The following is a 23,542-nucleotide window of genomic DNA, read 5'->3' as shown; positions in this document are numbered from 1 at the left end:
AGAAGTGGCGCTTTGGCCAGCAAATTTAGGTTCGTAGCAAAAAGGCAGCCATCCGATCTGCAACCGCCACCGAATCGGTAGAGGCAGCCGGCGCGGTCAACTGCTCAAGAGCCTTATCCGCATTCGATTCAGGTACTGACTGACCGCGCAAATGGTGCACCAGCCGCGTTTCAAAGCCCACATCAAACTCTGGATGTGCCTGCACTGACAAAATCCGGTTGTCGTACTGCAAAGCCGCGAATGGGCAGAATGCGGACTGGGCCAGAACAGTGGCTTTCTCAGGTTTAACCAACACCTGGTCCTGATGCATTGCACTGAGCGTAAACCCATCCATTCCGGGGTCGAACCCCTTGGCATCGGGGGTTAACTCGTAACGGTGCAGCCCCACCCCCCAACCCTGGGAATACTTGCCAACGGAGCCGCCAAACGCCTCGGCGATTATCTGATGGCCGAAGCAGATACCGATCATCGGTAAATCTGCGTCATAAACTTCAAGAATCAAAGATTTCAGGCGCCGCATCCAGGGAAGGTCCTGATACACGTTAGCCTTTGAACCGGTTACCAGCCAGGCGTCACACTCGGTGGCCGACGCGGGAAAGTGGTCATCGCGCACGTCAAAAGTGGCATAGTCAAAACTATGACCGCCCTGTCTGAACATGCGCTTAACCATGTCGGCGTAAGAACCGAATTCGGTCAGCAGTGCGTCCGGCGTGATGCCGGCGGCCAGAATACCAATCTTTAAACTCATCAGGGTTCTCCGGTAATGCAGAGCCTGCTGATCACCAGAACCGCGGAGATTTCCGCTGGAACCAATGCGCTGTCAGGCAGTTGTGCTCAAGGTAGATAATACGTGTGGGGTATCATAGCCGCCCTGGCTCTCAAAAGGCGCCTTTATCGCAAAAGGCCCAGGCGTCAGGGCCAACCGACGCGAATCAACGGCTGATCGTCACCTTCGCCGCCCAAGTGGCCCACTTCGCGAAGCAGCTCATCGCCGTCGGCCAGACCTAACTGCAGCACATTACGGAAATTATGCGTAATGCGGATGGCGTACCCCAAGTCATGCATCAACGAGCTGGCTTGGCGGTTGTTCAGTCGCGCACCGCGCACATCGCTGAAAATGTGGTGGCGGAAGTCGTCATCAAATTTTTCTGCCTGGCTGTCTATCCAGTTCAGGCGATTAAGGCGCACGTCATCCGGCAGCGCCCGCACACTCACCTCACGCACCTGGCGCAGCACCCATAAAAGATGGCGTCGCAGCTCCAGATAATGCTCCTGGGCCACTGAAGGCTCATCACGCAGGTAACGCCCCAGGTTCTTCTGCAACGCTTTGGCGTCTTTTACCGCGTCCACCAACTGCAGCGCCACCATATGGCAGGTCATCCAGAATTGATGGTGCCCATCATCCTTGGGTGCATCCAGCCGGCTCATAAAACCCAGCAGCTCGGAATACACCACCTTTATATGGCGCTGGTAAAGCTCTTCGGTGTCTAGACCCTCGTTGTCTGCGGGCCGCGCATTGAGCTTGGCGTCGTCTACCTCGCGGCCAATCAGCTGCTCGATGGGCTGGTACAGGGCGTGACAAATCACCTCTAGGCTCAAACGGCCCAGGTGCTGCAACTCCTGCACCACCGCCCGCGACGCGGTATCCACTGACGTCAGCGCCGCTTCGTCCAGGTAGCGAGCATGGCTTTCCGGCAATTCCCGCTGCTCCGCCGTCGCACGCGGGCCGGTTTGCGAATTGGGAATCAACACCGCCGGCTCCTTGCGGTCTGGCAAAAAACGCCGCAAGCCTTTTTCCAGTTGGGCCTGAAAGGGCCAGAACAGCAACACACCAATAACGTTAAACAGAGTCTGGAACATAGCCAGCTGCAGCAGGGTGTTGTCGCCTGCCCCTAACAGCCACATCAGATTTTCGGACAGCCAGCGCAGCGGTTCCAGCAGCAGCAACGTAACACCGCCGGCAATCACGTTGAACAACACGTGCACCAGAGCCAGCCGCTGGCCGCTGCGATTACCGCCCAGCCAACCCACAATAGCGGTGGTTACACTGCTGCCAACGTTGCCACCAATGGCGATCGCCATGCCCTGCCAGAGCTCAATTTGCCCCGCCGCCAGCGCCGCCAACACTAGCATTAAAGTGGCATGACTGGACTGCAAAACAGCGGTTAAAACCAGGCCTGCTGCCACAAAATACAACTGGAAAACAAAGGTTTTATCCACCTGCCCGGCCAAATCCAGAAAACTGCCGAATTCGCCAAACCCGTTTTTAATCTGGTCAATACCCAGAAAAATAAAAGCAATGCCCAGAACAATTCGCCCTGCCGCTTTGCCCTTAGGGCTGCTAAAGCCCGCCAACACGCCAAACACCAAAAGCGGCAACGCAAGCGGGCTCAAACTGAAATCCTGACCCGCCGCCGCCAGCAGCCAAATACCACCACTGGTGCCCAGATTAATACCCAGCAAAATAGAAATACCGCCGGCCAAATGAATCAGCCCGGTACTGATAAAAGCAATGGTCAGCAACGACATCAAGGTAGTGGACTGCAGAATCATAGTGCCGCCCACACCAAACATCAGCCCCTTGAATCGCGTAGCCGTGCTCTGCTCCATCAGCTGCTCAAGGCGACCACCGGCTAAATCTTTCAAGCCTTCTTCCAGACATTGCATGCCGAATAAGAACAGAGCCAGGCCCGCACAAAGCTTTAGCCAACCGTCGCTATACCAGAAACTCACCGACAAAATAACCAGCGCCAATAGCGGCAAAACCAGTAGCTTCATTTTGGGCATGGCAAACCCGGCTCCCAGATGAGATTGTTACTACTGTTATATTAGCTTGGCCCGCACCCAACTCAACCAGCCATTCACCCGAGGCACCCAAATGATCAAAAAGAACCTGTTTGTTCTCGCTATAGCAGCAGTGCCACTTTCAGTTGCTGCTGACATCACCCAAGCCACCCTCTACCCCTCCCATGGCGACCTAACCTGGCAAGAAACCCAAACAGTGATGCAGGGAAATGGCGTTATTACCATTAACCGCTTGCCCGTCAGCCTGCAGGACCAAAGTGTGCGCGTATCTCTGGGCGGCGTCGCCGGTGCGCAAATTCAACAGATTGAGATTGGCCGCATTGAGCAAGCCGGGTACATATCGGAACAAACCCAGCGGTTGCGTAACGAGCTGACCCAAGTGCAAGAACAACTTCAGGCGCAAGAAGACGCGATTCAAGCCTGGAACCAGCAAGTCACCCTGATGACCAAAGCCGCCGAGAACCCGCACGAACTGTCGGCCACCGAATTGAGCGACATGGCTGCCGCCTTGAAGCAGACAACATTGGCAGCACTGGCAGAAATTCGCGGCATACGCACCAAAATGCGTGACGACATAGCCCTGAAAGATCGCCTGGAACGGGAACTGTCACAAGCGCAGCAAAACGCCCGGGCCAGCAAAACAGCACAGATTCACTACCGCGCCCCTGCCGGTGGCGACCTGACCATCACACTGGAATTCCAAACCAACGAAGCGCGCTGGCGCAGCGAATACAATGCCCAACTAAGCTCCCAAGTAGCAGGCCAAAAAAGCAGCGACCAAAACAACGGCGAATTGACACTGCAACATCTGGCCGTTGTACAGCAGACCACCGGTGATGACTGGAGCAACGTCGAGTTGCAACTCTCAACCGCCAATGCCCGGCGTGGAACCAACATGCCGCCCCTGGATTCCTGGGTGGTTAGCCCGGCACAGCCTGATTTTCTGGTGCGCCAGATGAAATCCGCCGCTCCCATGCTCGACAGCAGCGCCATGGCCGAGGTTCAGGCAGACTTCGGCGCCAGCGTAGAACGCCAAAGCACCTTTACCCAAAGCTACCGTTTGGCGCAGCCTGTCAGCATTCCAAACGGCGGCAACGGCCAGCGCCTCACCGTAGCCGAGCACACATTAGCGGTCGAAACAGCGGTATGGACAGCACCGGCGTATGACCCAACAGGCTATATACACGCCACGGGGATATTCACCGCTGACGCCCCCATACCCGCCGGCCCCGTGCAGCTGTTCCGCGATGGCCAAAGTGTAGGCAGCACCTACCTGCCTGAAATGACCAGCGGCGAAGAACTGCGCCTAGGCTTCGGCGTGGATGAAGCCATACGGGTTGCCGTCGTCAACGAAATTGAGCGTACCGGCGAAGAAGGCATCTGGAAAAGCGAACAGGTACAACGCCGGCAAAACCGCTTTGAAATCACCAACCATCACAATGAAGCCGTGAACCTACGGATTTTTGACCGCATGCCCGTATCGCAAATCGACATCCTTACCGTAAAGCCGCTGCAAATCAGCGAGCCAGTGGAACGCAACGTGGACGACAAAAAAGGCGTATTGGCGTGGAACCGCACTGTACCGGCTGGCGAAACAGTCAGCGTGCAATCCGGATTTGAAGTACGCGTACCAGAGGGCAAACAACTGCCCGATTTATAAACCGGAAAATGGCTGACGACTACCCTGGGTTCTGGTCAATCACTCTGCACCAACCCCATCTGCCAAAAGTCGATTTCAAGGCGGGTAGCGTCACTGAATATTCGCGTAAGCTGATCAAACCTGGCGGGGGAGACTTCGGCCAACCGCTCGTTCAGCCAGCGTATCTCTGAATCCATGGCCTGCTGGAACCCGGCGCTTTCGTACATGGCAATCCAGGCATCGTATGGATTGCTATCGCCCCGAAGGGTTTCTGCCCGGCTGTTCAGCCAGTTGGCGATTTCACCGTAACCCACCATGCAGGGCGAAAGCGCCACGTGCAGATCCAACAGATCACCGCGGTTGCCGGTATCAAGTACATAACGAGTGTAAGCCAGGGTCGCCCGGGCTTCCGGCAGGTCAGCCAGTTCCTGCTCTGAAATGCCCCACTTCTTGCAGTAGCGGATGTGTAAATCCAGCTCGATGTCTACAATCGCTTTCAACCCTTCTTTCGCCTGTTTAAGGTCAGACAAAGTTGGGCTTTTGTATACCGCCAGGCCATAGGCACGGGCCAACTGAATCAGAAAAAGATAATCCTGCTTCAGGTAATGCTGAAAGGCCTCTGGCGCAAGCGATGCATCGCCCAGCTGCTGCACAAAGCTGTGTTTGATGTAGGCGCGCCATTCGTCATGGCAGCTGTTTTTTAGATCTTCAAATTGGTAGGGCATTTTGTTTCCTGTTTAATTTGCCTATACGAGCCGCCAGCAGTCAGCTCGTCGTGCAGTTTGCTGTCGCTCGGAGGCTGTAGCACTACACCGTGACCGAAACGCCAGTGTTTCCCAGGAAACCTCGGGGCGCTTCAGTTGGTCATCATTGCGCCCTGCTGGCAGCGCAACCGGAATCAGCGCCCGATGCTTGGCAAATGCCTCCAGCTCTTCCCGGCTAACATCGTAAAAAACACGCTCACCATCGCCAGAGCCGTGCCGAAGCGTAACCACCAGCATTCCTCCCGGCGCTAACAACTCAGCCAGAATTCGAAACGCACGTTCACGGACCGTTGGCGGGATATGCATCCAAACCGCAGAGACCAGATTCAGGTTAAAGCGATAACTCAGCTTTCGAACCTGATTAAGGTCTGGCAACTGATCGTCTATCCACTGAATGCTTTTGTCTTTGGTGGCACTCTGGCCAAGCTCCCGTAAACCAGCCGCGGGCTCCACCGCGACCACATCCCAACCGCGATCTGCCAGAGCCAAAGCATCTCGACCGCTGCCGGCGCCGACGTCCAGCGCGAGGCCGGTTATGCCCTCCAGCTGGGGCAACCAGTCGCGGTGTACCTGATCAAAAATCAGGGACTGGTATTGAGTGAAGAACTTTTGGGCATTCTTATTGCGGGGAGCGTACGTCATGCCACCGCCAGCTTTGCCGCCTGTTGCCACATAAAGTTTGGCATCGGCGTGCGGAGTTTCCAAGTGATACTCATGGGCTGTGAGCCGGTGTGGGACACGTAACCAAGCTCACCGTAATTCACAAAACCCATCGTGCGACCGTATTCATCTTTCGCCTGTTCTCTCACAAACAGAAAGAGCCGCTTGTCGATGTTACTATGGTGAATATAGCCCCGCCCTCGCCCTCGGTCTGGCCGCGCGCTGTTTTGTGACTGCCAGTGAAATAGACGCTCATTGATGGCGTAGTCGTGATACATGGTGGTCGGGGAAAATTGTTTTTCGTTTTTATCTAAGGTGACAAATAAAAGCTCGATATTCTGGTTTTGAATCACGAAAACGCCCTCTCTGGACGGCGGCTGTTTCTCGAATGTTGTCGCACCAAACCCAACCAGAATTTGCTCCCGGGAATAGCGCGCGTGTAAACGCAGTGGCACTTCCGGCAATTCAGGCATAGCTGGTTGCTCATGCTTCGTCTGCGCCAATTTCCAATCGAGAACGTCAACTAGCTCCCGATCTAGCCCCAACTTGCTGAGTTCAACAAGGCTATGTGCCAGCGACTCAAACTCCAGCTCTGGCCCAGTTTTTTGCCAGAAATCATAATGGCACATAAGCACTCGACGACGATCGGCCTCGTCCCAGCTAAAGCCAGCCCGACACAACATTTTCAAGAACAGCAAGTACTGATGATCGTCGCATGTCAAAATTCGGCTATAGATTCCTTTTTTCGCCAGTTTGAACGGCGAGTCATCAGCAACTTCCTCGCCTTTGGCTTTGCTAACCAGCTCGGACCAGCTACCGCGCTTATAAAACTCATTCAAGTCGATGTGAGGATGGTGCGTTATAAAATTCTTCAGGGTTAGTGTCTGAGTTGAGTGCTGGGGGAACTGGCGAATCAGAGACACCAAACGTTTCATGGTCAGAGTGGCTTGGCGTATGTTGCTTAGCACCATTTCTTGTGTCTTCTTAGTCAGCTCAATCCGACAACCCAATGGCGCATGAGGAAAACCTTGTCTCAATTCCTCAGTGATAGAACGCTCAGACTTACCCACCAGCGCCCTGAATTTATTAGCAAAATCATACTCAGGCCGGGAGTTACCCACGAAATCCAGAACCGTACAGCACTCTTTGCCCTCAGAAAGGCGAAGACCGCGGCCAAGCTGCTGCAAGAAAATGGTCAAACTTTCCGTTGGGCGCAGGAATAACAGGGTGTCCACTTCCGGAATGTCGATACCTTCGTTGAAGATATCGACCACACACAACACGTTGATCTGCCCTGAGCGGATGGCTTGCTGCTTTTGCTGCCGCTCATGGCTGTTGTCGCTGGTCAGCACATCAGCCTTGATGCCATTCAGCAGGCACTGCTGAACCATGAAGTTTGCGTGGTCACGGCTCACACAGAAGGCCAAGGCTTTCATACTTGTTATGTCTGTTACGATTTCCCGCAAACTGCGCAGTATTTTGTTCACACGACTGTAATTGTGGGTGTACAGGTTGGTGAGCTGCGCCACATCGTAGCGCCCCCGGCTCCATGGAATCGTGCGAAGGTCGGTATCGTCATCAATTCCAAAGTACTGAAAAGGGCAAAGATGACGACGGTTGATCGCCTCCGGCAACCGCAGCTCAGCCGCTATGACACCCCCAAAATCGCACAGAATATCGTCACCGTCATGCCGCTCGGGTGTCGCGGTCAGCCCTAAAAGTATCGAAGGTGTAAAGTGTTCCAGGGCCACGCGGTAACTTGATGCGGCGATATGGTGCACCTCATCGATCACAATGTAGTCGTAGTAATCCTCAGTCAGTTTCAGCTGGTCCAGCTGGTTGTTTAAAGTTTGAATGGATACGAACAACTGGCGGTAATGATCGGGCAACTGCCCGCCAACCCAGAGCTCTCCGAAGGCGCTGTTTCTCAATACACCCCGGTAAGCTTCACGGGCCTGTCGCAGGATTTCTTCCCGGTGGGCCACAAACAGAAAATTCGCATTCGGTTTTGCTTTCACAAATCGCTGGAAATCAAACGCCGAGATCAGCGTCTTTCCGGTACCTGTGGCCGCCACCACGAGGTTTCGAAAACGCTGGTGTACATCTCTTTCAACAGACAGCTGCTCCAAGATATCCTTCTGATGTGGAAACGGCGTGATCTCGAAAAAATGGGATACGCTGAATTCACCCAGTCCTTTTTGCTGTTTCAGTGCGCGCTTGAGCTTTTCGGCACTCTCAGCCTGCCCATCAAATCGCTCAAATTCGTCCGACGCCCAGTAAGTTTCGAAGGTGCTGAGAGATTTTTTGATGATGTGCGGAATTTCCTGAGACGTGATCTTCAGGTTCCACTCAAGGCCATTAGTAAGCGCTGAACGGGATAAGTTTGATGAACCAATGTAACCGGTATGAAAGCCTGTACTCCGGAGGAACAAGTAGCTTTTGGCGTGTAACCTTTCACGTTCGGTGTTGTAGCTCAGCTTCACTTCGGTGTTTGGCAGGCTCGCCAGATACTCAACGGCTTTTGCATCCGTTGCTCCCATGTAAGAGGTGGTGATGATTTTCAGCTCACGGCCACTGGCTGCGAATGCTTCCAGCTCTTTTCTGAAAATACGAATCCCAGCCCACTTAATAAATGATACCAGCCAGTAAATCCTGTCTGCTGACAGTATCTCGCGCTTAAGTTCGGACTCCAGCGATAGGCCTGCGTTGCTACCCGAGAACAGCTCACTCTGGGTTAGCCCGGTGAGAGGAAAAATATCTTCGACGTATTGCTTGAGGTTCGAAGCAACCGGGTTTTCCAATTCATACAGAGCGGTCAGAATCTTCCCTTGGCTATCAAGGAGGTTCTCTTCCAAAAAACCATTGTCCTGAATCTGCCCTTTCAGCCACATCAGTAACTGGTTGGAAAGCTCGATTTGCGCCTGCAACCTGTCATCGCCCGAGGGTACCGAGTCAATGGCAAATTCAAGGACATTAGACAGAAAGCGTGACAGCCACACAGAGGCCTCTGTGCTATTTAACTGTCGCTCTCCAACGTAGAACTTTTCACGATTCAAGCGGCTTTGGATGAGCTTTGTGATTAGCTGCTCATAGATTCCGGTTTGCTGTATCAATTGCATTCCCTGTTGATGACGCCAAAAGCGCTTTGGGGTTATCCATCGTGACTGCAAGAATTAGTCGCGCTCAGCCCGGTGGCGATGTTTTAGTTGTTGATGGTATCTCTTAACTCCCAAGATGGTTCGCCGGGCCTCAAAAAACAAAATTCTCTTTTTTCAAGCGCGCCCCCCAAACCAATACCCACACAACTTTCCACCTTCCCCACCAGCCACGCTGTAATCCAAACAAGCAATGTGCTCCGTCAACGGCGCAGGCTCACCCCTAAGCCAATAGTGCCCCACAAATACGGGCTTTTCGCTGTCGAAGCTTGTGAGGTGGGTTTTATCTACCAAGTCATGGGGTATCTTTTCAATTTCCGAATCGGGCACTATCGCCAACTCGCGCGGCGTAAAACAGTCAGTTAGCCACCATTTCGCTCGCACCTCGGTGCGCTTCTCTTTGTTTTCGCTTGCATCGCGGGTTTTGTAAAAGAAATGGCGTCCGTCAGGTAGGGCGAACTCGAGGCCTTTCAGCAGGTGTTCTATGCTGTCGTAAGCTTCGCTGCCTTTGCGGCCGCTGGCTTCCCAGGCATGCGCTAATAAGCGGTTATCGGCATCGGTAAACTGATCGGTCATGCTCACGTAATTTGGGTGCCAGCAGGCGTGAACGGCGCGTAGCTCAGGCAGATTAAGGTAAACGGGCAGAGTTTTAAACCATTCGATCATGCTGTTGTGCAGTTCACTGCCCTCGCCCACCTGCTCCAGAAAGGCTTTGTGCTGGTTCCAGTTTTTATCGGTGCGGCGGCGCAGGTATTGTTCGGGGTTTTGTGGGTCGGGCGTAGCCCAGGCAACTGCGTTGTACTCGTGGTTACCCATTACCGCCAAAGCGTTTCCGCCTTCGACCATAGTGCGGGCAATGTGCACGGTTTCTATCTGCTCGGGGCCGCGGTCTACAAAGTCACCCAGGAAGATCACCTTGCGTTCGGGTTGATGCCAGATGCTGTCGACCACCTGGTAATCCATTTTTGCCAACGGGGCTTTCAGCTCGCTGGCGTAACCGTGAATATCCCCAATCAGGTCGTACATTGAAGCATCATCCTTGTCAGTTAATTCTAGACTCCACGAAAAACCAATACTGATTGATGTCGCACCCGATGCCAAGCTTAGCGCTAGTTTCGTAGACATGCTCCCAAGCCACACACTCCCGCTCTGTCAGCCTAGTTGTGTTTTGGGGAGCAATCTTCAAAGGGCGGGCGGTGACGTCTCTCGGTTCCTGCCAGTTGCGGGCCAGGTAGGCTAGATTGCACTGATACTTACAAAGTACCACTATAATCTTAAGTCGTAGAAATCTGGACCCGGATACCTTCCAAAAAGAGGAATGCCCTGCCGATGTCCTACCCCATCGAACAAAAACTCGTTATTGCGGTGGCGTCCAGCGCCCTGTTTGATTTGTCCAATTCCGACCGTGTGTTTCGCGAACAAGGTGAAAAAGCCTACCGGAAGTATCAGGAGGCTCATTTAACTAAGCCGTTGCGAAAAGGCGTTGCCTTTCCGTTTGTAAAACGTTTTTTGAGTGTGAACCAGAAATTTCCAGCGCAGTGCCCGGTGGAAGTGGTCTTGCTTTCGCGAAACTCGGTCATTACCGGCAAGCGGGTATTTCATTCTATTCGCCACCACGGCCTGGACATTAGCCGCGCAGCCTTTCTGGAGGGCAAATCGCCCTATGCCTACATTCCAGCGTTCAATGCCTCGCTGTTTCTATCGGCCAATGCCAGCGATGTGTCGCAGGCGATAGACTACGGCCACCCGGCTGGCACGGTTTTACCCAGCAAAGTGGTGGATGATGAAGGTGATCCAGAACTGCGCATAGCGTTTGATTTTGATGGAGTAATTGCGGATGACGCTTCGGAACGGGTATTCAAGGCCGGCTCGTTAAAGGATTTTCAGGAGCACGAGACGTCCCGTTCCCAAGTCCCGCACGGCCCCGGCCCGCTTGCGGACTTATTTCGTAAGCTATCACACCTGCAAAAGCTGGAAGATCAGGCGGTGACGGACGATCCCAACTATCGACGGGTATTGAGGATCGCCATCGTGACCGCCCGCAATGCGCCCTCCCATGAACGCGTGATCACAACCTTGGAACACTGGGGCGTGGATGCCAACGAGGTTTTCTTCTTGGGTGGAATGAAAAAAGATCGGATTCTGAAGGTGCTAAAGCCCCACATGTTTTTTGATGACCAACGATCGCACTTGCAATCCGATGCGGGAGATATTCCGATGGTTCATATTCCGTTTGGGGTCGCGAATGTTCATGCAATTACACAGTCAAAATAAGGCCCCAAATGGCATTTCGATTTCGTAGAACAGTCTCAATTTTCCCGGGAGTTCGCATCAATCTTGGCAAGCGGGGGGTCAGCGTTTCTGCCGGTGTGCGTGGTGCCAATGTTACTTTGGGGCGGAACGGGCTTTATGGCAATGTGGGCATTCCCGGTTCCGGGATGTCTTATCGAAAAAGGCTTCTTAAGCTGAATAAAGCCGGTGACGAAGCTAGAAGTACCGGCTCCGCAGCGCCATCGCTTGCGGCCCCAGCCGAGGCGGAGGAGATTGCACACATACAGCTGAATACAAAAACGGGCGACATTGCCATTCTGGATGCCGATGGTAACCATCTTGGCGATGCAGCGCTTGAGGTTGCAAAAACACACGCCCGGCAACATCTGGAAGACACGCTGCAGCAGCAGGTGAACATCCATAACCGAATAATGGCAACAATCAGCAGCATTCACTGGGACACTCCGGCGCCTGATCATTTCCCCACACTGGTGGCCGAGCCTTTTGACGCGCCCGAGCCAGAAGCGCCGGCGTTACGGACACTGGATTGGCTAGCCTACCTTTGCCCTGCCCGGCGCAGAGCCTTTGCAGGCTCAAATGAACGCAAAGGCCAGCTTTACCAAAACCAGCACGAGCAGTGGACTCAAGAAAAGTTAGCGCTTGAGCAACGTGAATTTGCCCGAGCTACTGAGCGGGGTATTGGCGTTTCGGTAAAAGAGCTTTCTGACACGGCCTCCCGAAAACTCTACATGGCTCACGTGCATGGCATGGGTATTCGATTGGTTGGTGAATGTTTTGCGTGCGCGCCGTCTGTTGAGGAAGTGATTCTGTCAGCCTTTACGCAGGTAGTCAGGGCCGACACTGGCCAAACCGAAGACAGGTATATCTACAGCGTGAAAGTGCACCGTAACGCTTGGGCCCGTATTCACTTTGGTAATCTGAAAGCTGTGGATCCGGTTGCCGCTTTGGCAGCCTTCGAGTTGCGGCGAGATATGACAAAAACAGGCATTTTCACTGCTATCAAGCCTTGGTGATGTGATCAACGCCAGCGCCAAAGGGCGCCGGCGTTGACTGTGCTCAAGCGAATGGCGAAGGCGCCGCCTTGAACTCCGCATAAAGCTCTGGATGATCTTCCCGGAGCTGCGACAGGCTGGCTTGTGTGCCGTCTGGTAACATTTTGAGTAAGTCCTTCTGCTCTGCCGCTGTCAGATGTTCACGAAGAAATGGAAAGAGCTTCTCACGCTCGACTTTTAAGTACACGTTATGTGCATCAAGATAGGTTTTGAGGTCGTCAATAAAGCGATCCATAGGCACCACGTGATCCATAAGGATCATATCGAGCGTCTCGGAAAGCAGGTTCAGGCGCTTACGCAAGTCTTGGTAATCCTCGCCCATCCGACGGCTTAATGCCTCGGCTTCTGGCGCCTTGGCCAGCAGGTGTTCGCTGTACAGACGCTCCAAAGGCATAATGAAGCCTTCCATGTATTCGAGGATGTAGTCCACAACCTCACGTATCAGATGAAAGTCTGGGCGCTCGCCCTGCGTCAGGTTTTTGTGCCTGATCAAGAGTACGTGCAGCAACCGAGCCATGCTGGCGTGATCGCGACGCAATTGATTAAGACTGGCCATAATAAAGTCTCCTCTTCTGGTGCGTAGCGGCTATCCCCCATTCTTGGCGGGTAAGATTCAAAAATAGACATCAGGCCACCGTGGCCAGTTCCTGTTCAGGAGTAATTTTTTCGGGATCCATATTGGATTGTTAGTTATTGTAATACCAGAGCCAGCGGGCGGCGTAAATCTGAACTTTTTCTTTGCTGCTGAACAAGGTGCTTATTGGGGAACGATTTTTGAGTATTTGGCACAACCCAGTAAGCCAACCAAACCACTTTCCTGATAGAATTGGCAGCTCAAAAAGCAGGCAGCATCAAGCAGGAAGTGAGTATTACAGTGCCGTTAGAAAACACAGAAAAATTCGTTCAAGCCTCTATCACTTACTCCGACGTTAGACCTCTCAACGCTGCTCCAAAACCAGTAGCCCCTTTACGAACTCAGCAAATACGCAACCGCCCACCGTTACAATCAGAGTTACCTCGTCACTACACTTAGCTAACAAAAATAATTCCCGAAGCCTTCCTATACGCTTGGTCCGATTTTAAGAGATCGCACTTGGATGAAACTCCGACCTGAAGCCATTGGCGAAGATATTCACCAAGGAACGGGGAGTCAAAACATCTACTGTTATCAGACGGTTGTCTCGTTCTGAAGCAGTGTATCCTTCAAAGCTCCATTTCAGTATTTCCCCATCGCATACTGCATGACTATCCCCGCCTACTTGAAACATCGCACCATGGGGAAGATCAGCCAGCAGGCAGCGCCACGTCACCTTCTGGCCGCCCTCAATACGTTCCTGATGCATCGCTTCGTCCATTTGAGGAGCCCGTACCTTAGAGCCAACATCCGGCAGGTTCGCATGGCCCCAGGCATCGCGGAATTCGTTATAGCGAGCTCGCCGGCACTCCGCACAAGGGCGGTGCCCTGCGGCAAAAGCCGTAACTTCATCGAGAAAGAACAGTTCGGTGTATGCGCCGGGAGACATCAATTCTCGCTGCCTGCCTTTGAACTCCAACAGACAAGTAATCCAAGGCTTGATCTTGAACAGGCGCTGCACTTCTTTTTCGGCGTTGTGCAACACACCTCTATTACCCATGAACGTGCCGCGAGCTACGACACTCTCAATAGTACCCGCGGGCGTTACCCGGTTTTGTAACGGCATGGCTACGGATTCCTTCCTTGCGCGCATTAAAATGTGACCATGGTAGCGACTACGTAACGGAACCACTGCTCTAGCAGTGCTCGCTCCTCCTCCTGGAAGTCACCTTCTGGAAAGTTGAGCTGCGCTTCAATGTTGTCTTCGGTCGGGCACCGGAAATTTACGAATGGAAAACGGCTATTCAGTTGCAGGATAATTTCAACAATGCTTGATGATCTACCCTCATAGCCGGCATCTTGGCCAATTGCCTGTATCATCTTCAGTGTAAGCGATATCGCCAACCTGTCCACTCGACCATTGCCTCCAGATACAGCTTCCCATTTCAGAGAATGCACTGCCTCTCTGCGGCGATTAAACCCTTCGGGCAACGGCTTTGGGCCAGCCACAGCAAACTTGCTGACATCATCACGCTTGAGATCCTGAGCCTCATGAAACAAGGCTGCCTCAAACTCGTCCGAAAACAGTTTAATATCAGCTAACCCCATTTGAATTTCATGAGCAGACAACCACTGCAGTTTTCCATGTTTCACAAACAGCGGAAAATTTACGCGCGTGCTGAGGTAGAAATAACTGTTGGGGGTCTTCTCATCAATTGCCACTCGAACCAATGGGTAGCGCGCACTCAATTTGTTGATCAGCTCTGAAAGTTCATCCCATGGCACACTCTTCAAGCTTTCCCGATTGGCAATCGGCGAAGCAAAACTTACGATGTAAACCGTTTCCGGAACCAGAGCTGAGAACCTTTGCGAGAAACCCAGCGTCATGAATACCGGTTGCCGTCTTTTCGTTTCCCCTCTTTTGATCAAAGAATCGATAATGAAGAGCGATTTTGGAGAGCTTTGGCTGGAATACGCTGCAATAATCTCATCTTGCTCCGGATCACAAGATTGTTCCAGGTGCTGACGCAACGCGCGTTCAATATCTTCAGAAGAGTGCGTTTTATGAGGCAAATACTCCTCGCTTTCTGAAATCATCTCTGGAAAATCCGCACCGTAGGGATCGCTCATAGGCTCATCAGTATGACACTCGGGCTTCCTCAGGAATACACTCCAATCAATACTGGCCCCCGGCTTGTATTCGGAATCGAACTTTTCCTGAAGGCAGGAATCCATGCGTTTCTCTACCCCATGTTTGCGCTCTACAAACGACGCAACCTGATCTTCATCTACCGATCCCGCCAAGTACGGATAGTGAATGCTGAGCTCTCCCGCACCCTGCGTTTCCAACCGCTTATTTACACAGCCAAACAAACGGTCGATTCGCCCTACCCGCTGCTCATTGTCACCTGGGGAGCCCGCTATTCCGTAGTGGTGAACCTGATGACAGTTCATATGCAGGTTCACGCCCTCCTGAAAAACGGAGGTAGATACCAGAACATTTGGGTAGAAGGGGCTATTAAAGCCAAGAATAAGCCGCTGTCGCGCATTATTGTTTTCGCCACTGGCGTACCAGGCCGGGCTTGTTAACCCCGTCAGACTTCGCCACCGGCCGCGCCAATCATCCAGTTTGTGATCAATAATTTTTCCGCACAGTGCCTCAAAGGTTTCAAGAGCTGCCGCAAAATATCGCAGCATCAAAGACCCTCTTATTTTTGGTGTTACGAAATTATAAAATTCCCGATAACGCTGCTCAACATTCTGCGTTCTGACGCTTTTCCGAAACTCGACAAACCACCCGTAGAGCTCAACAATAACCGGGCTGGCATAGAGGAATCCTGCCTTAACATAATTGGCGAAATTCTCTGCTGCACTTCTGCGACTTCCGGCCCATTCTTGAAGCTGAATGCGCAAATGTTCAGGTAGCTCCTGGTAAACCAACGGCCAAAAGGAGTACAAAGGCTTGTGATACCAGGATTCCGGCTGGTCACGCCCCCCGAACGCCTCACGACGATCTCCAACGCTCGGCCATAACGCAAACCGCTCATACCGGGCAGCGGCACCGTAGTTAGCCCTGCCACGGGCAAAGTCCCCGTAATAACAGGTGTATCCACCCTCAAGGTAGTCGCAGGCTGGCTCCAAAAACAATGAAAACAGGCTTTCCGGTTTTGTAAAACGCAGGCGCACATTTGCGCAGTCCGTTTGGCCGCCGGCACCCTTTTTCACAACGAACAGCTGCGCTACGCGCGAGGCAAGGTAATCCTCTTCATCTGGGTCTGCATCGTCCTCTTCGGCTTGCACGTCATCTATATAGTCTTCAACAGCGGTGTCGCTAGCCAGACCGGCAATAAACGATTCAAATTCTTGCCGGGAAAACCCTTTCAGCTTTGAACGAACATCAGGATCTGCAAGGGACTTGCCCCAACCCTTTAACAGCAACTCACCCAAGAGGTTGTCGTAACGCTCATTGAGCCGCTGCGTCAACTCGCGCACCGAGGGTATCCGGCGAACAAAAACCAGGTGTTTGAGGTCACTCATATCTGCTTCAAACAGCTGTTTTTCAGAGGGAACGCATTCGTCAATCAAACAGTCGTATTTTGGGTGATTCGGGAACTGTCCAACAGCCTTGTAATAGCTGTCGGTCAGTGCCACCAAGAGCTTGGTATCTGGCGCGGTGGAATAATCACTCTTACCTTTTTCTGTGCTGGCGCCGTCAGTGTCGTCTTGCGACGAAGGTTCTGATTCACGCAATAATTTTCGACCTACAGATTCAAAGCCTTCCAGGTACCCATACATCAGCCTCTTGCCTTCTTTCTTCTTATTGAGCTCAGTTACCAGACCCTTCTGATAAAGAGCAAAAAAACCTTCTGCCTCCGGCTGCCCCTCAAACGTGGCCGCCATGCCTTTCTCATGGCGGTAGTGATGCTTGCTATGCAATTTGCCCTGGCCTTCCATTAGCCGCATACGGCGCAATGCATATTTCTGCAACAACTCGGTCGCTCTTTCGTCCTGGCTACCGCCGTATTCCTGCCCATCCAGAAAATAACTAAAAATACTGCCTACATCAGCCGGCCGGGTGTGGCTTGGCGTCGCTGTGAGCAGAAGTACCTTGCTGGCAAGCCTGTCATCACCAGGCCCAAAAAAAGCCCGGGCTGCGGCCACACGCTGGGAGCCGCCACCGATATTTCTGAGGTAGTGGGCTTCATCAATAATGATAAGATCAAACCCTGCGGCACCAAGCCCATAGTCGCTTTTGAGGCTCTTGCGAAAGCTTGTTGCTATAGCCGCTGCTTTCTTATCATCCGAGATCTCTGGGTTATCCTGCGGGTCGGTATCCCGCAGTAAACCGCTCAGGGAGTGGATGGTGGTGAGATAGAGATGACCAACGCCACGATTGACTGCGGCGTCCAAACTCGTAAGCGTTGTGCAGATTTCAACACTCGGCACTAGCATGCCATCAACGCCATTTTTAACGGTGTGATCCACTGGCCGGTAATGCCAGCGCACCAGGGTTTCAAATTCCCTACGCCAGTGCAGGCAGAGATCGCGGTTGGGAGCCATCACCAACACTTTCGCATTGGGCTTCATCTTCCATAAAAGAGCTGCCACTCCCAATGCCTGAAACGTCTTGCCCATACCAACTTCATCGGCCAGCAACGCCAGACCGTGTTCGGAAAGGAGGTTCCAGAGGTAGGCAACACCCTCGGTTTGCTTGGCTGCCATCGATTCCCTGTCATCTGGCCGGTAATACCAATCTGGCTGGCGACGGTCAAAGTTGATCCAATCTGTTACCGTTTCCGGGCGCAACTTTCCCCAGCGAGTTTCGGTCATACGGTTCCCCGGTTAGGTTTCATCCGCCGATACTCGCGCTTCAGCCACTGGCGATAGTTTTTATCAAGATTTCGCGGCAAGTTAGGAACGGCGACACGCAATACCTCCCACCGGTGCAGCATTGCCTCATTGTCAGTGCCACCAAACTGCCCCAACTGCTTGTTGGCCAAAACACACAGTTCATTAACCTCTTGCGCCAGAAACCAGTTGAACAGGCCCCCAGGTACAGTACTCATCCGTAATATCGTCTTCTCAACAAGCTCCTGCAAGCAACCCGGCCGAGTGAAAACCCAGTGTTCCAGCTCCTTCAGAGTCGAGCAGTTTTCGACAATGGCCAAATAGTGATGGCAGGCTGAAAACAAACGAAAGTAACTGATGTCTGGGGTTTCCATTTCCCTGACATCGTTGAGGCCATCTTCCTCGGCATACAAAGAATCTACCAACACCTGGCCGTCTTCCGTTTCACTAATACGATAACTCACATCATCTGACGTCGGTGCGCCTGCCGAAAGAATCAGATCATCAAACAACCCTCTAATATCATCATACTGCTGAGCCCGGCGGTAATCGGCCCGTTCCTCAATAATGAGACCCGACCCCGCTATAACGCTATCCAACACAACCTCATAGCTATGGTTAGCCAACAAGTGCCTGGTTTCAGGCGCTCGCAGATACAGCTTCCGCAAATCTCCGCTATCAGCCCCCCACTGCAGCTGTTCAGGATCAGCCCGGCCCGGCAGTTTAAGCTGGTATCGATCACTCAACGGCTCCTTCCCTACCCATGTCCCAGAAACGACGTATCGCTCCGCCTGCCAGTTGAAAACCACCCGTAGGTCAAACGGCAATGCCTTGGGAACCAAAAGTTGCTCCTGCTTCGCTTGCTCCGGTGTAGCAAACAATTCCGGCCCAAAATGAAGCTGCGCTCCGAGATAGTCGGAAACAGGAGCCGGGTCTGAGAATATGAAGCCGGCCTCAACGTTGAAGGTTTCACCCCCGGCATTCGTCGGTAAATTTGCGCCTGGCTGAGTGAAGTTCCAAGAGCCAATCGCCAGAGCAGAGGGTGTTTTCCAAAGCTTCACATGAGCCATACTCAGACGATCGTCGGGCTTCAGCGGGCTACTATGAAAAGACAAAAGACCAGTTTCATGAAGATCATTCAGGCCCTCCTTCCAGCACGTACGCAGATACTGGTTTTCTACCCGGTCTGGAACTACCCGAACACTCATTGAGTGATTGTTTGTAAACGTCTGTATAGACGTTACAAGGCCCGCAAGATCTCCAGAAAAATAGGGTGACCAAACGGCCAGCGCGGCCGATTTGTCATCTGCGAACAGATGTCTCAGAAACAACGGCCCTGTCAGGCTGTTACAAAATACAGCACCGTGTTGGCTTCCTTTCTGCCCGGTTACGTCCAGATCCCAATCAAAACGCTGCTGCACATTTTCAAATATCGGTTTGAAAAAACCGGCAACAGAATCCGCCAAGGGGCCATCCGTAACCGGTAAAAAGTGAAAGACCTCACGGTTACGCCCCCAGCCACTCACCGTAAGGTTTGCGCTACCGCAACCAAGGATTGAGCCCTTTTCGCCCTGCACATACATAACTTTCGGGTGGAACAGGCTGTTTTCTGAAAAGTGGACATCCCCATTGGCAGGCAATAGCTCTGGCAAAACGCCATGCACCGGGATGGCCGTTCGTTTATTCTGATCAGGCTCAATAAACCGCTTATCACAGAACACCTGAACATCAATCCCCCGCGCACTCAGCTCCTGCTGCATGGCCTCGTAGTCCATGCGTAATTTCGGAGAGTCCATTCTCAAAATCACAGGAAGCAGGTAGCTCTCGATGAACTCGATATCAATAACAAAGCTGGTCAACCAGACCTTCTGGATTTCACCAAGCGTTCTTATCTGATCAGTGAAGGTATTCAGGAGCTTCACCGGGCACCTCCCTGGTATCCGGATACCAGGTTGTAAAACTGGTAAATGTAGTAGGTGTTTGCCCAGGAACCGTTGGCGCGATTATCTGTTTTTGGCAACGGCTCGGTTCGGCCATACAGCCGAATTTCACCGCCAGGTGTTGCTTCTAACCAGCGAAGTTGGCCGCGCGTTTTCATTATCTGGGCATGATATTTCAGCAACCCCTGCAACTGGTCTTCCACATTTCCATTCACGGCTACATCCAGCAACTTCTGTAACCTTCTACGGGCAGTGCCTTGCAGAGTCGGCAGTAAATCACCGGCAGCCCAAATGCGAGCGGCAGCATCGCGCAATGTTTGATCCGTTCGTCCCAAACTTTCCCAATAACCGCGAACATCACGCACCGACTGCACCTTCTTGTGCCGCGCCAGCCTGAAGAGCAGATCAAGCTCAGCAAGCAAAGGCTCAACAATCTGAATAAGCTGGAGCTTTCGGCGCTCGTCAGCCACCTCACACCGTTCTTCAGCCGTAACAAAAATAATTCTTGGCACCAGCTTTTCGCCCGTAGCCGCTGCATAGTGATCTTCCAGAGTCACCAACAGAGCCCCGGCGGCGCCCTTATTCAGGCCGGTAACATCCAACCAGAACGCTTTGGTTTCAACGCCAACCTTCCCCTGTGTCGAAAAGGCATTTCTATAGGCATCACGCAGTGCTACTGGAACATCGCGAAATTGTCTTCGGGGCGGAATCTGGGCTTTAGAGTAGTGGACATTCAGCAAATCGATAATGTGTGCTTTTGCTTGTTCGAAACAGTCGCGGAGCTCGCTGTGGTTATCCAAGAGGGTATTAAAAGCGCCCCATTTTTCCTCTGATTTCTGATGGGAATAACGGTAGCTGTGATCGAAAAAGCCCATTTCTACAAACGGCGTTTTATATCGCCCACTGACACCCAAGCCCAGCTGACGAACAAGCAGGTGTCCTTCCTTTTTGTCGGTGAACAACAATGAAGGATTCTGATCGGACTCTTCCATTGCTCTGCGACCATTGCTTCCACCGAGAATACCCAGCGTATCGATATCAACTTCTTCGGGCTTATCGACCATTGAGTAGGTGAAAATATTCTCCAGGTAGATCAGGCAAGCATGAATAAAGGGCAGACTCTCTTTATCTCCCACCGCCGCTGCCAGTGCCGGAGAAACCGTTACAGACTCATCCTGAAGGATCGAACGAATGACTCCGTGATGCAGCAAATTAAGCGTAAAGTTTCGCACATCGTTGGAGACGGAGTTGACTCGACTGTTGAAGATTTTTTGCCCGAATGCGGACCAGATGACCAGTTGGCCGAGGGGGTCTATATAAGAGTCTCCAGACAGAGAATCATCGTATTCAGTGATCAGTGATTGGAGCTTTATCATGAGGTGCGAACCGTTCCTTGTTTTCCAAAATCCTTGTGAGCTGCTTAATACAGGTTCCGCTGGAACCCAACAAACACCTCGCGGATATTACCAACCGGCCCAAGTTCGCTAACCGCATCACGCACGGTGTGGTATTTCAGTTCGATCAGTTGCGGCAACTTGTCTGGATCGAGCTCAGTAACGCCGCGCTGGACGTAGTGATCCAGTACAAACTTCAGAAACTCGTGTTGGCGGTAATCGTATTGGCTGTAAATACGCTCCAGGTGAGCGGCCACCCGCTCGGAGCGAGTTATCGGCGGTAGGTTGAAGGCAACGTAAGCCAGCACGTCATAGATGTCGCTCTTTTCTGCTTCGATCATCCGCCCGATTTCTTTCAACTGCTCGATGCCATAGCCCTTCTCTTCCAGGCCGTTCAAAAGCTTGATGCGGGTATCCGGCTGGCTCCAGAGTTCGCGGAGTTTGTCCTCATCGGCGAACCATTCGGGCAAGTCACCATGTAAGTGCTGGATAAACTCGGCGGCAGACATGGGTTTGCCGTCCGGGCTCCAGAAGCTGGTCGCACTCATGTGCTGGATGGTGCGCTCCTTACCATCGGCGAGCTTGATCTTGATCTTGCGCTTCTGCTGGCAGGTACAGGGCTGCGCACCACACTCCGGGCAAGGCTCTGGCGGCTCTTTTTCGCACACACAGGGGCGCTCGCCGCATTCCTTACAGGGTTCAGGAGGTTCAATCGCGCAGTTACAAGGAATCTGACCGCACTGATCACAAGGTTCTGGCGCCAATGGCTCGCCATCCCACTCGGGGTCGTTAAAGTGCTCGTAGGCCCTCACGAAATCGTAAACCGTGAAGTAGTCCTTGCCGTCGAACAGGCGGGTACCGCGCCCGATGATCTGCTTGAACTCGATCATGGAGTTGACCGGGCGCATCAGTACGATATTACGTACGTTGCGGGCGTCGACGCCAGTAGAGAGCTTTTGCGACGTGGTCAGGATGGTGGGAATGGACTTCTCGTTATCCTGAAACTGTCTAAGAAAACGCTCGCCTTCCTTGCCGTCGTCCGCTGTGACCCGCTCACAATAATGCGGGTTTTTGTTGGTTTTCATCTGATTGATCAGATCACGCACCGCCAGCGCATGCGCTTGTGTGGCGCAGAACACCAGGGTTTTTTCGCGCTGGTCGATATGATCCATGAACACCCGAACCCGGTATTTCTCTCTCGCTTCAATTTCAATGATGCGGTTAAATTCCGCCTCGGTGTAGCGCCGCCCCTCTTCGATTTCACCTTCCACAACATCATCGTCGCGGGTGTAAACGTAGTCATCCAGCGTCGTCGCGATCTGCCTTACCTTGAAGGGCGTCAGGTAGCCGTCGTTAATGCCTTCTTTGAGGGAATAGATGTAAACGGGCTCGCCGAAATAAGCGTAGGTATCGGCGTTATTATCACGCTTGGGCGTGGCGGTCAGGCCGAGCTGAACGGCGGGGCTGAAATACTCCATGATGCCGCGCCAGTTGCTCTCATCGTTGGCGCCACCACGGTGACACTCATCAATGATGATCATGTCGAAAAAGTCTGGTGGGTAATCACCGAAGTTGGGTTCAGGGTCGCCGTTCTCATCCCGACCGGTCATAAAGGTCTGAAAAATGGTGAAGAAAACACTGCCGTTCTTGGGCACCCGGCCGTGTTTGCGAATAGTCTCAGGGTCGATGCGCACCAGCGCATCCTGAGGAAAGGCCGAAAAATCGTTAAAGGCCTGATTGGCGAGAATGTTGCGGTCAGCCAGAAACAAAATGCGCGGTTGCCGGCCTAGATCACCGGAGGCCTGCGCGCCCAGAGTCCAGCGGGCGTGAAACAGCTTCCAGGCGATTTGAAAGGCAATCGCTGTTTTGCCGGTACCGGTCGCCAGCGTCAGTAATATGCGTTCACGGCCATCGGCCATAGCTTCAAGCGCTTGTGAGATGGCGTTGTGCTGGTAATAGCGTGGCTGCCAGAAACCGCCTTTGTCCTCAAACGGCACTGCTCCGAAACGCTCGCGCCACACATTGAACTCAGAGAAAGTTTCTGCCCAAAGCTCCTCTGGCGACGGGTAGGCTTCTATTGGCCCTTCTTTACCGGTTTTCATATCCACCCGGTAAATTCCTTTGCCATTGGTGCTATAGGCAAAACGGACCTGCAATCGTTCAGCATACTCCTTGGCTTGAGCCAAACCTTCTGTCACTGGAGACAAGAGCATTTTGGCTTCAACGACACCTAATTTCTGGCCTTTATAGATAAGAACATAATCCGCTCTCAAATGTGGGCCTCGCTTTCCGCCGCCAATTAGACGACCAGGGGCAATTACTTCTCGTCGCACCCGGCTTGCCGGCACCACACCCCAGCCTGCAGCCCTCAATGCCGGATCAATATGTTCTGCTCTGGTATCTGCTTCTTTCATAGCTT

15 protein-coding genes are annotated in these 23,542 nt (G+C 52.7%); 3 read left to right on the top strand and 12 right to left on the bottom strand.

Annotated features, from left to right (window positions below; genetic code table 11):
• Positions 1-25: 25 nt before the first annotated feature.
• Entirely contained in the window at positions 26-748 is a 723-nt protein-coding gene (locus MIH19_RS06630; RefSeq protein WP_249008113.1) for a glutamine amidotransferase, read from the bottom strand.
• Between the two features lie 164 nt (positions 749-912).
• Positions 913-2,787: a Na/Pi symporter gene (locus MIH19_RS06625; RefSeq protein ID WP_249008112.1), complete on the bottom strand. Its 1,875-nt coding sequence runs from the start codon at positions 2,785-2,787 to the stop codon at positions 913-915.
• A 91-nt stretch (positions 2,788-2,878) separates the two neighbouring features.
• Here MIH19_RS06625 and MIH19_RS06620 point away from each other — a divergent pair, with 91 nt between their 5' ends.
• Positions 2,879-4,465 carry a DUF4139 domain-containing protein gene (locus tag MIH19_RS06620; protein ID WP_249008111.1) on the top strand — a complete coding sequence of 529 codons (1,587 nt, stop codon included), beginning with the start codon at positions 2,879-2,881 and terminating at the stop codon, positions 4,463-4,465.
• Between the two features lie 35 nt (positions 4,466-4,500).
• Here the strand turns inward: MIH19_RS06620 and tenA are convergent, their stop codons facing one another.
• From tenA to MIH19_RS06600, 4 genes are all read right to left on the bottom strand, one after another.
• On the bottom strand, positions 4,501-5,169 hold the full coding sequence (gene tenA, locus MIH19_RS06615; protein WP_249008110.1) for a thiaminase II: 669 nt from the start codon (positions 5,167-5,169) through the stop codon (positions 4,501-4,503).
• A 21-nt stretch (positions 5,170-5,190) separates the two neighbouring features.
• Positions 5,191-5,850 (bottom strand): class I SAM-dependent methyltransferase, encoded by a 660-nt coding sequence (locus MIH19_RS06610; protein WP_249008109.1) that lies wholly within the window; start codon positions 5,848-5,850, stop codon positions 5,191-5,193.
• Entirely contained in the window at positions 5,847-8,978 is a 3,132-nt protein-coding gene (locus MIH19_RS06605) for a DUF3427 domain-containing protein (RefSeq protein WP_349292904.1), read from the bottom strand. Before MIH19_RS06605 ends, MIH19_RS06610 begins: the two co-directional genes overlap by 4 nt.
• A 162-nt stretch (positions 8,979-9,140) precedes the next feature.
• Positions 9,141-10,049 (bottom strand): metallophosphoesterase, encoded by a 909-nt coding sequence (locus MIH19_RS06600; protein ID WP_249008107.1) that lies wholly within the window; start codon positions 10,047-10,049, stop codon positions 9,141-9,143.
• 303 nt (positions 10,050-10,352) lie between these two features.
• Here MIH19_RS06600 and MIH19_RS06595 point away from each other — a divergent pair, with 303 nt between their 5' ends.
• Positions 10,353-11,297, top strand: coding sequence for a 5'-nucleotidase (locus MIH19_RS06595; RefSeq protein WP_249008106.1), 945 nt, complete (start codon positions 10,353-10,355; stop codon positions 11,295-11,297).
• A gap of 8 nt (positions 11,298-11,305) precedes the next feature.
• The gene (locus MIH19_RS06590; protein WP_249008105.1) at positions 11,306-12,328 is read left to right on the top strand and encodes a DUF4236 domain-containing protein; all 1,023 of its coding nucleotides are present in this window, start codon (positions 11,306-11,308) and stop codon (positions 12,326-12,328) included.
• 43 nt (positions 12,329-12,371) lie between these two features.
• Here MIH19_RS06590 and MIH19_RS06585 read toward each other — a convergent pair whose 3' ends face one another.
• The 6 genes from MIH19_RS06585 to MIH19_RS06560 form a co-directional block, all read right to left on the bottom strand.
• Complete coding sequence (locus MIH19_RS06585) at positions 12,372-12,923, bottom strand: hemerythrin domain-containing protein (protein WP_249008104.1); 552 nt, start codon at positions 12,921-12,923, stop codon at positions 12,372-12,374.
• A 523-nt stretch (positions 12,924-13,446) separates the two neighbouring features.
• Positions 13,447-14,067, bottom strand: coding sequence for a hypothetical protein (locus MIH19_RS06580; protein WP_249008103.1), 621 nt, complete (start codon positions 14,065-14,067; stop codon positions 13,447-13,449).
• Positions 14,068-14,093: 26 nt separating this feature from the next.
• A complete protein-coding gene (locus MIH19_RS06575) occupies positions 14,094-17,771 on the bottom strand; it encodes a DEAD/DEAH box helicase (protein WP_249008102.1) in 3,678 nt (1,225 codons plus the stop codon).
• Positions 17,768-19,711 carry a phospholipase D-like domain-containing protein gene (locus tag MIH19_RS06570; protein WP_249008101.1) on the bottom strand — a complete coding sequence of 648 codons (1,944 nt, stop codon included), beginning with the start codon at positions 19,709-19,711 and terminating at the stop codon, positions 17,768-17,770. The genes MIH19_RS06575 and MIH19_RS06570 overlap by 4 nt, the downstream gene beginning before the upstream one ends.
• On the bottom strand, positions 19,708-21,105 hold the full coding sequence (locus MIH19_RS06565) for a hypothetical protein (protein ID WP_249008100.1): 1,398 nt from the start codon (positions 21,103-21,105) through the stop codon (positions 19,708-19,710). The genes MIH19_RS06570 and MIH19_RS06565 overlap by 4 nt, the downstream gene beginning before the upstream one ends.
• Before the next feature lie 44 nt (positions 21,106-21,149).
• Positions 21,150-23,537 carry an EcoAI/FtnUII family type I restriction enzme subunit R gene (locus tag MIH19_RS06560; RefSeq protein ID WP_249008099.1) on the bottom strand — a complete coding sequence of 796 codons (2,388 nt, stop codon included), beginning with the start codon at positions 23,535-23,537 and terminating at the stop codon, positions 21,150-21,152.
• Between the last annotated feature and the right edge of the window lie 5 nt (positions 23,538-23,542).

The organism is Marinobacter sp. M1C (assembly GCF_023314135.1).
GTDB lineage: Bacteria > Pseudomonadota > Gammaproteobacteria > Pseudomonadales > Oleiphilaceae > Marinobacter.
The sequence above is the reverse complement of the archived record's forward strand: the minus strand, read 5'-3'. Positions and strand labels throughout refer to the sequence as shown.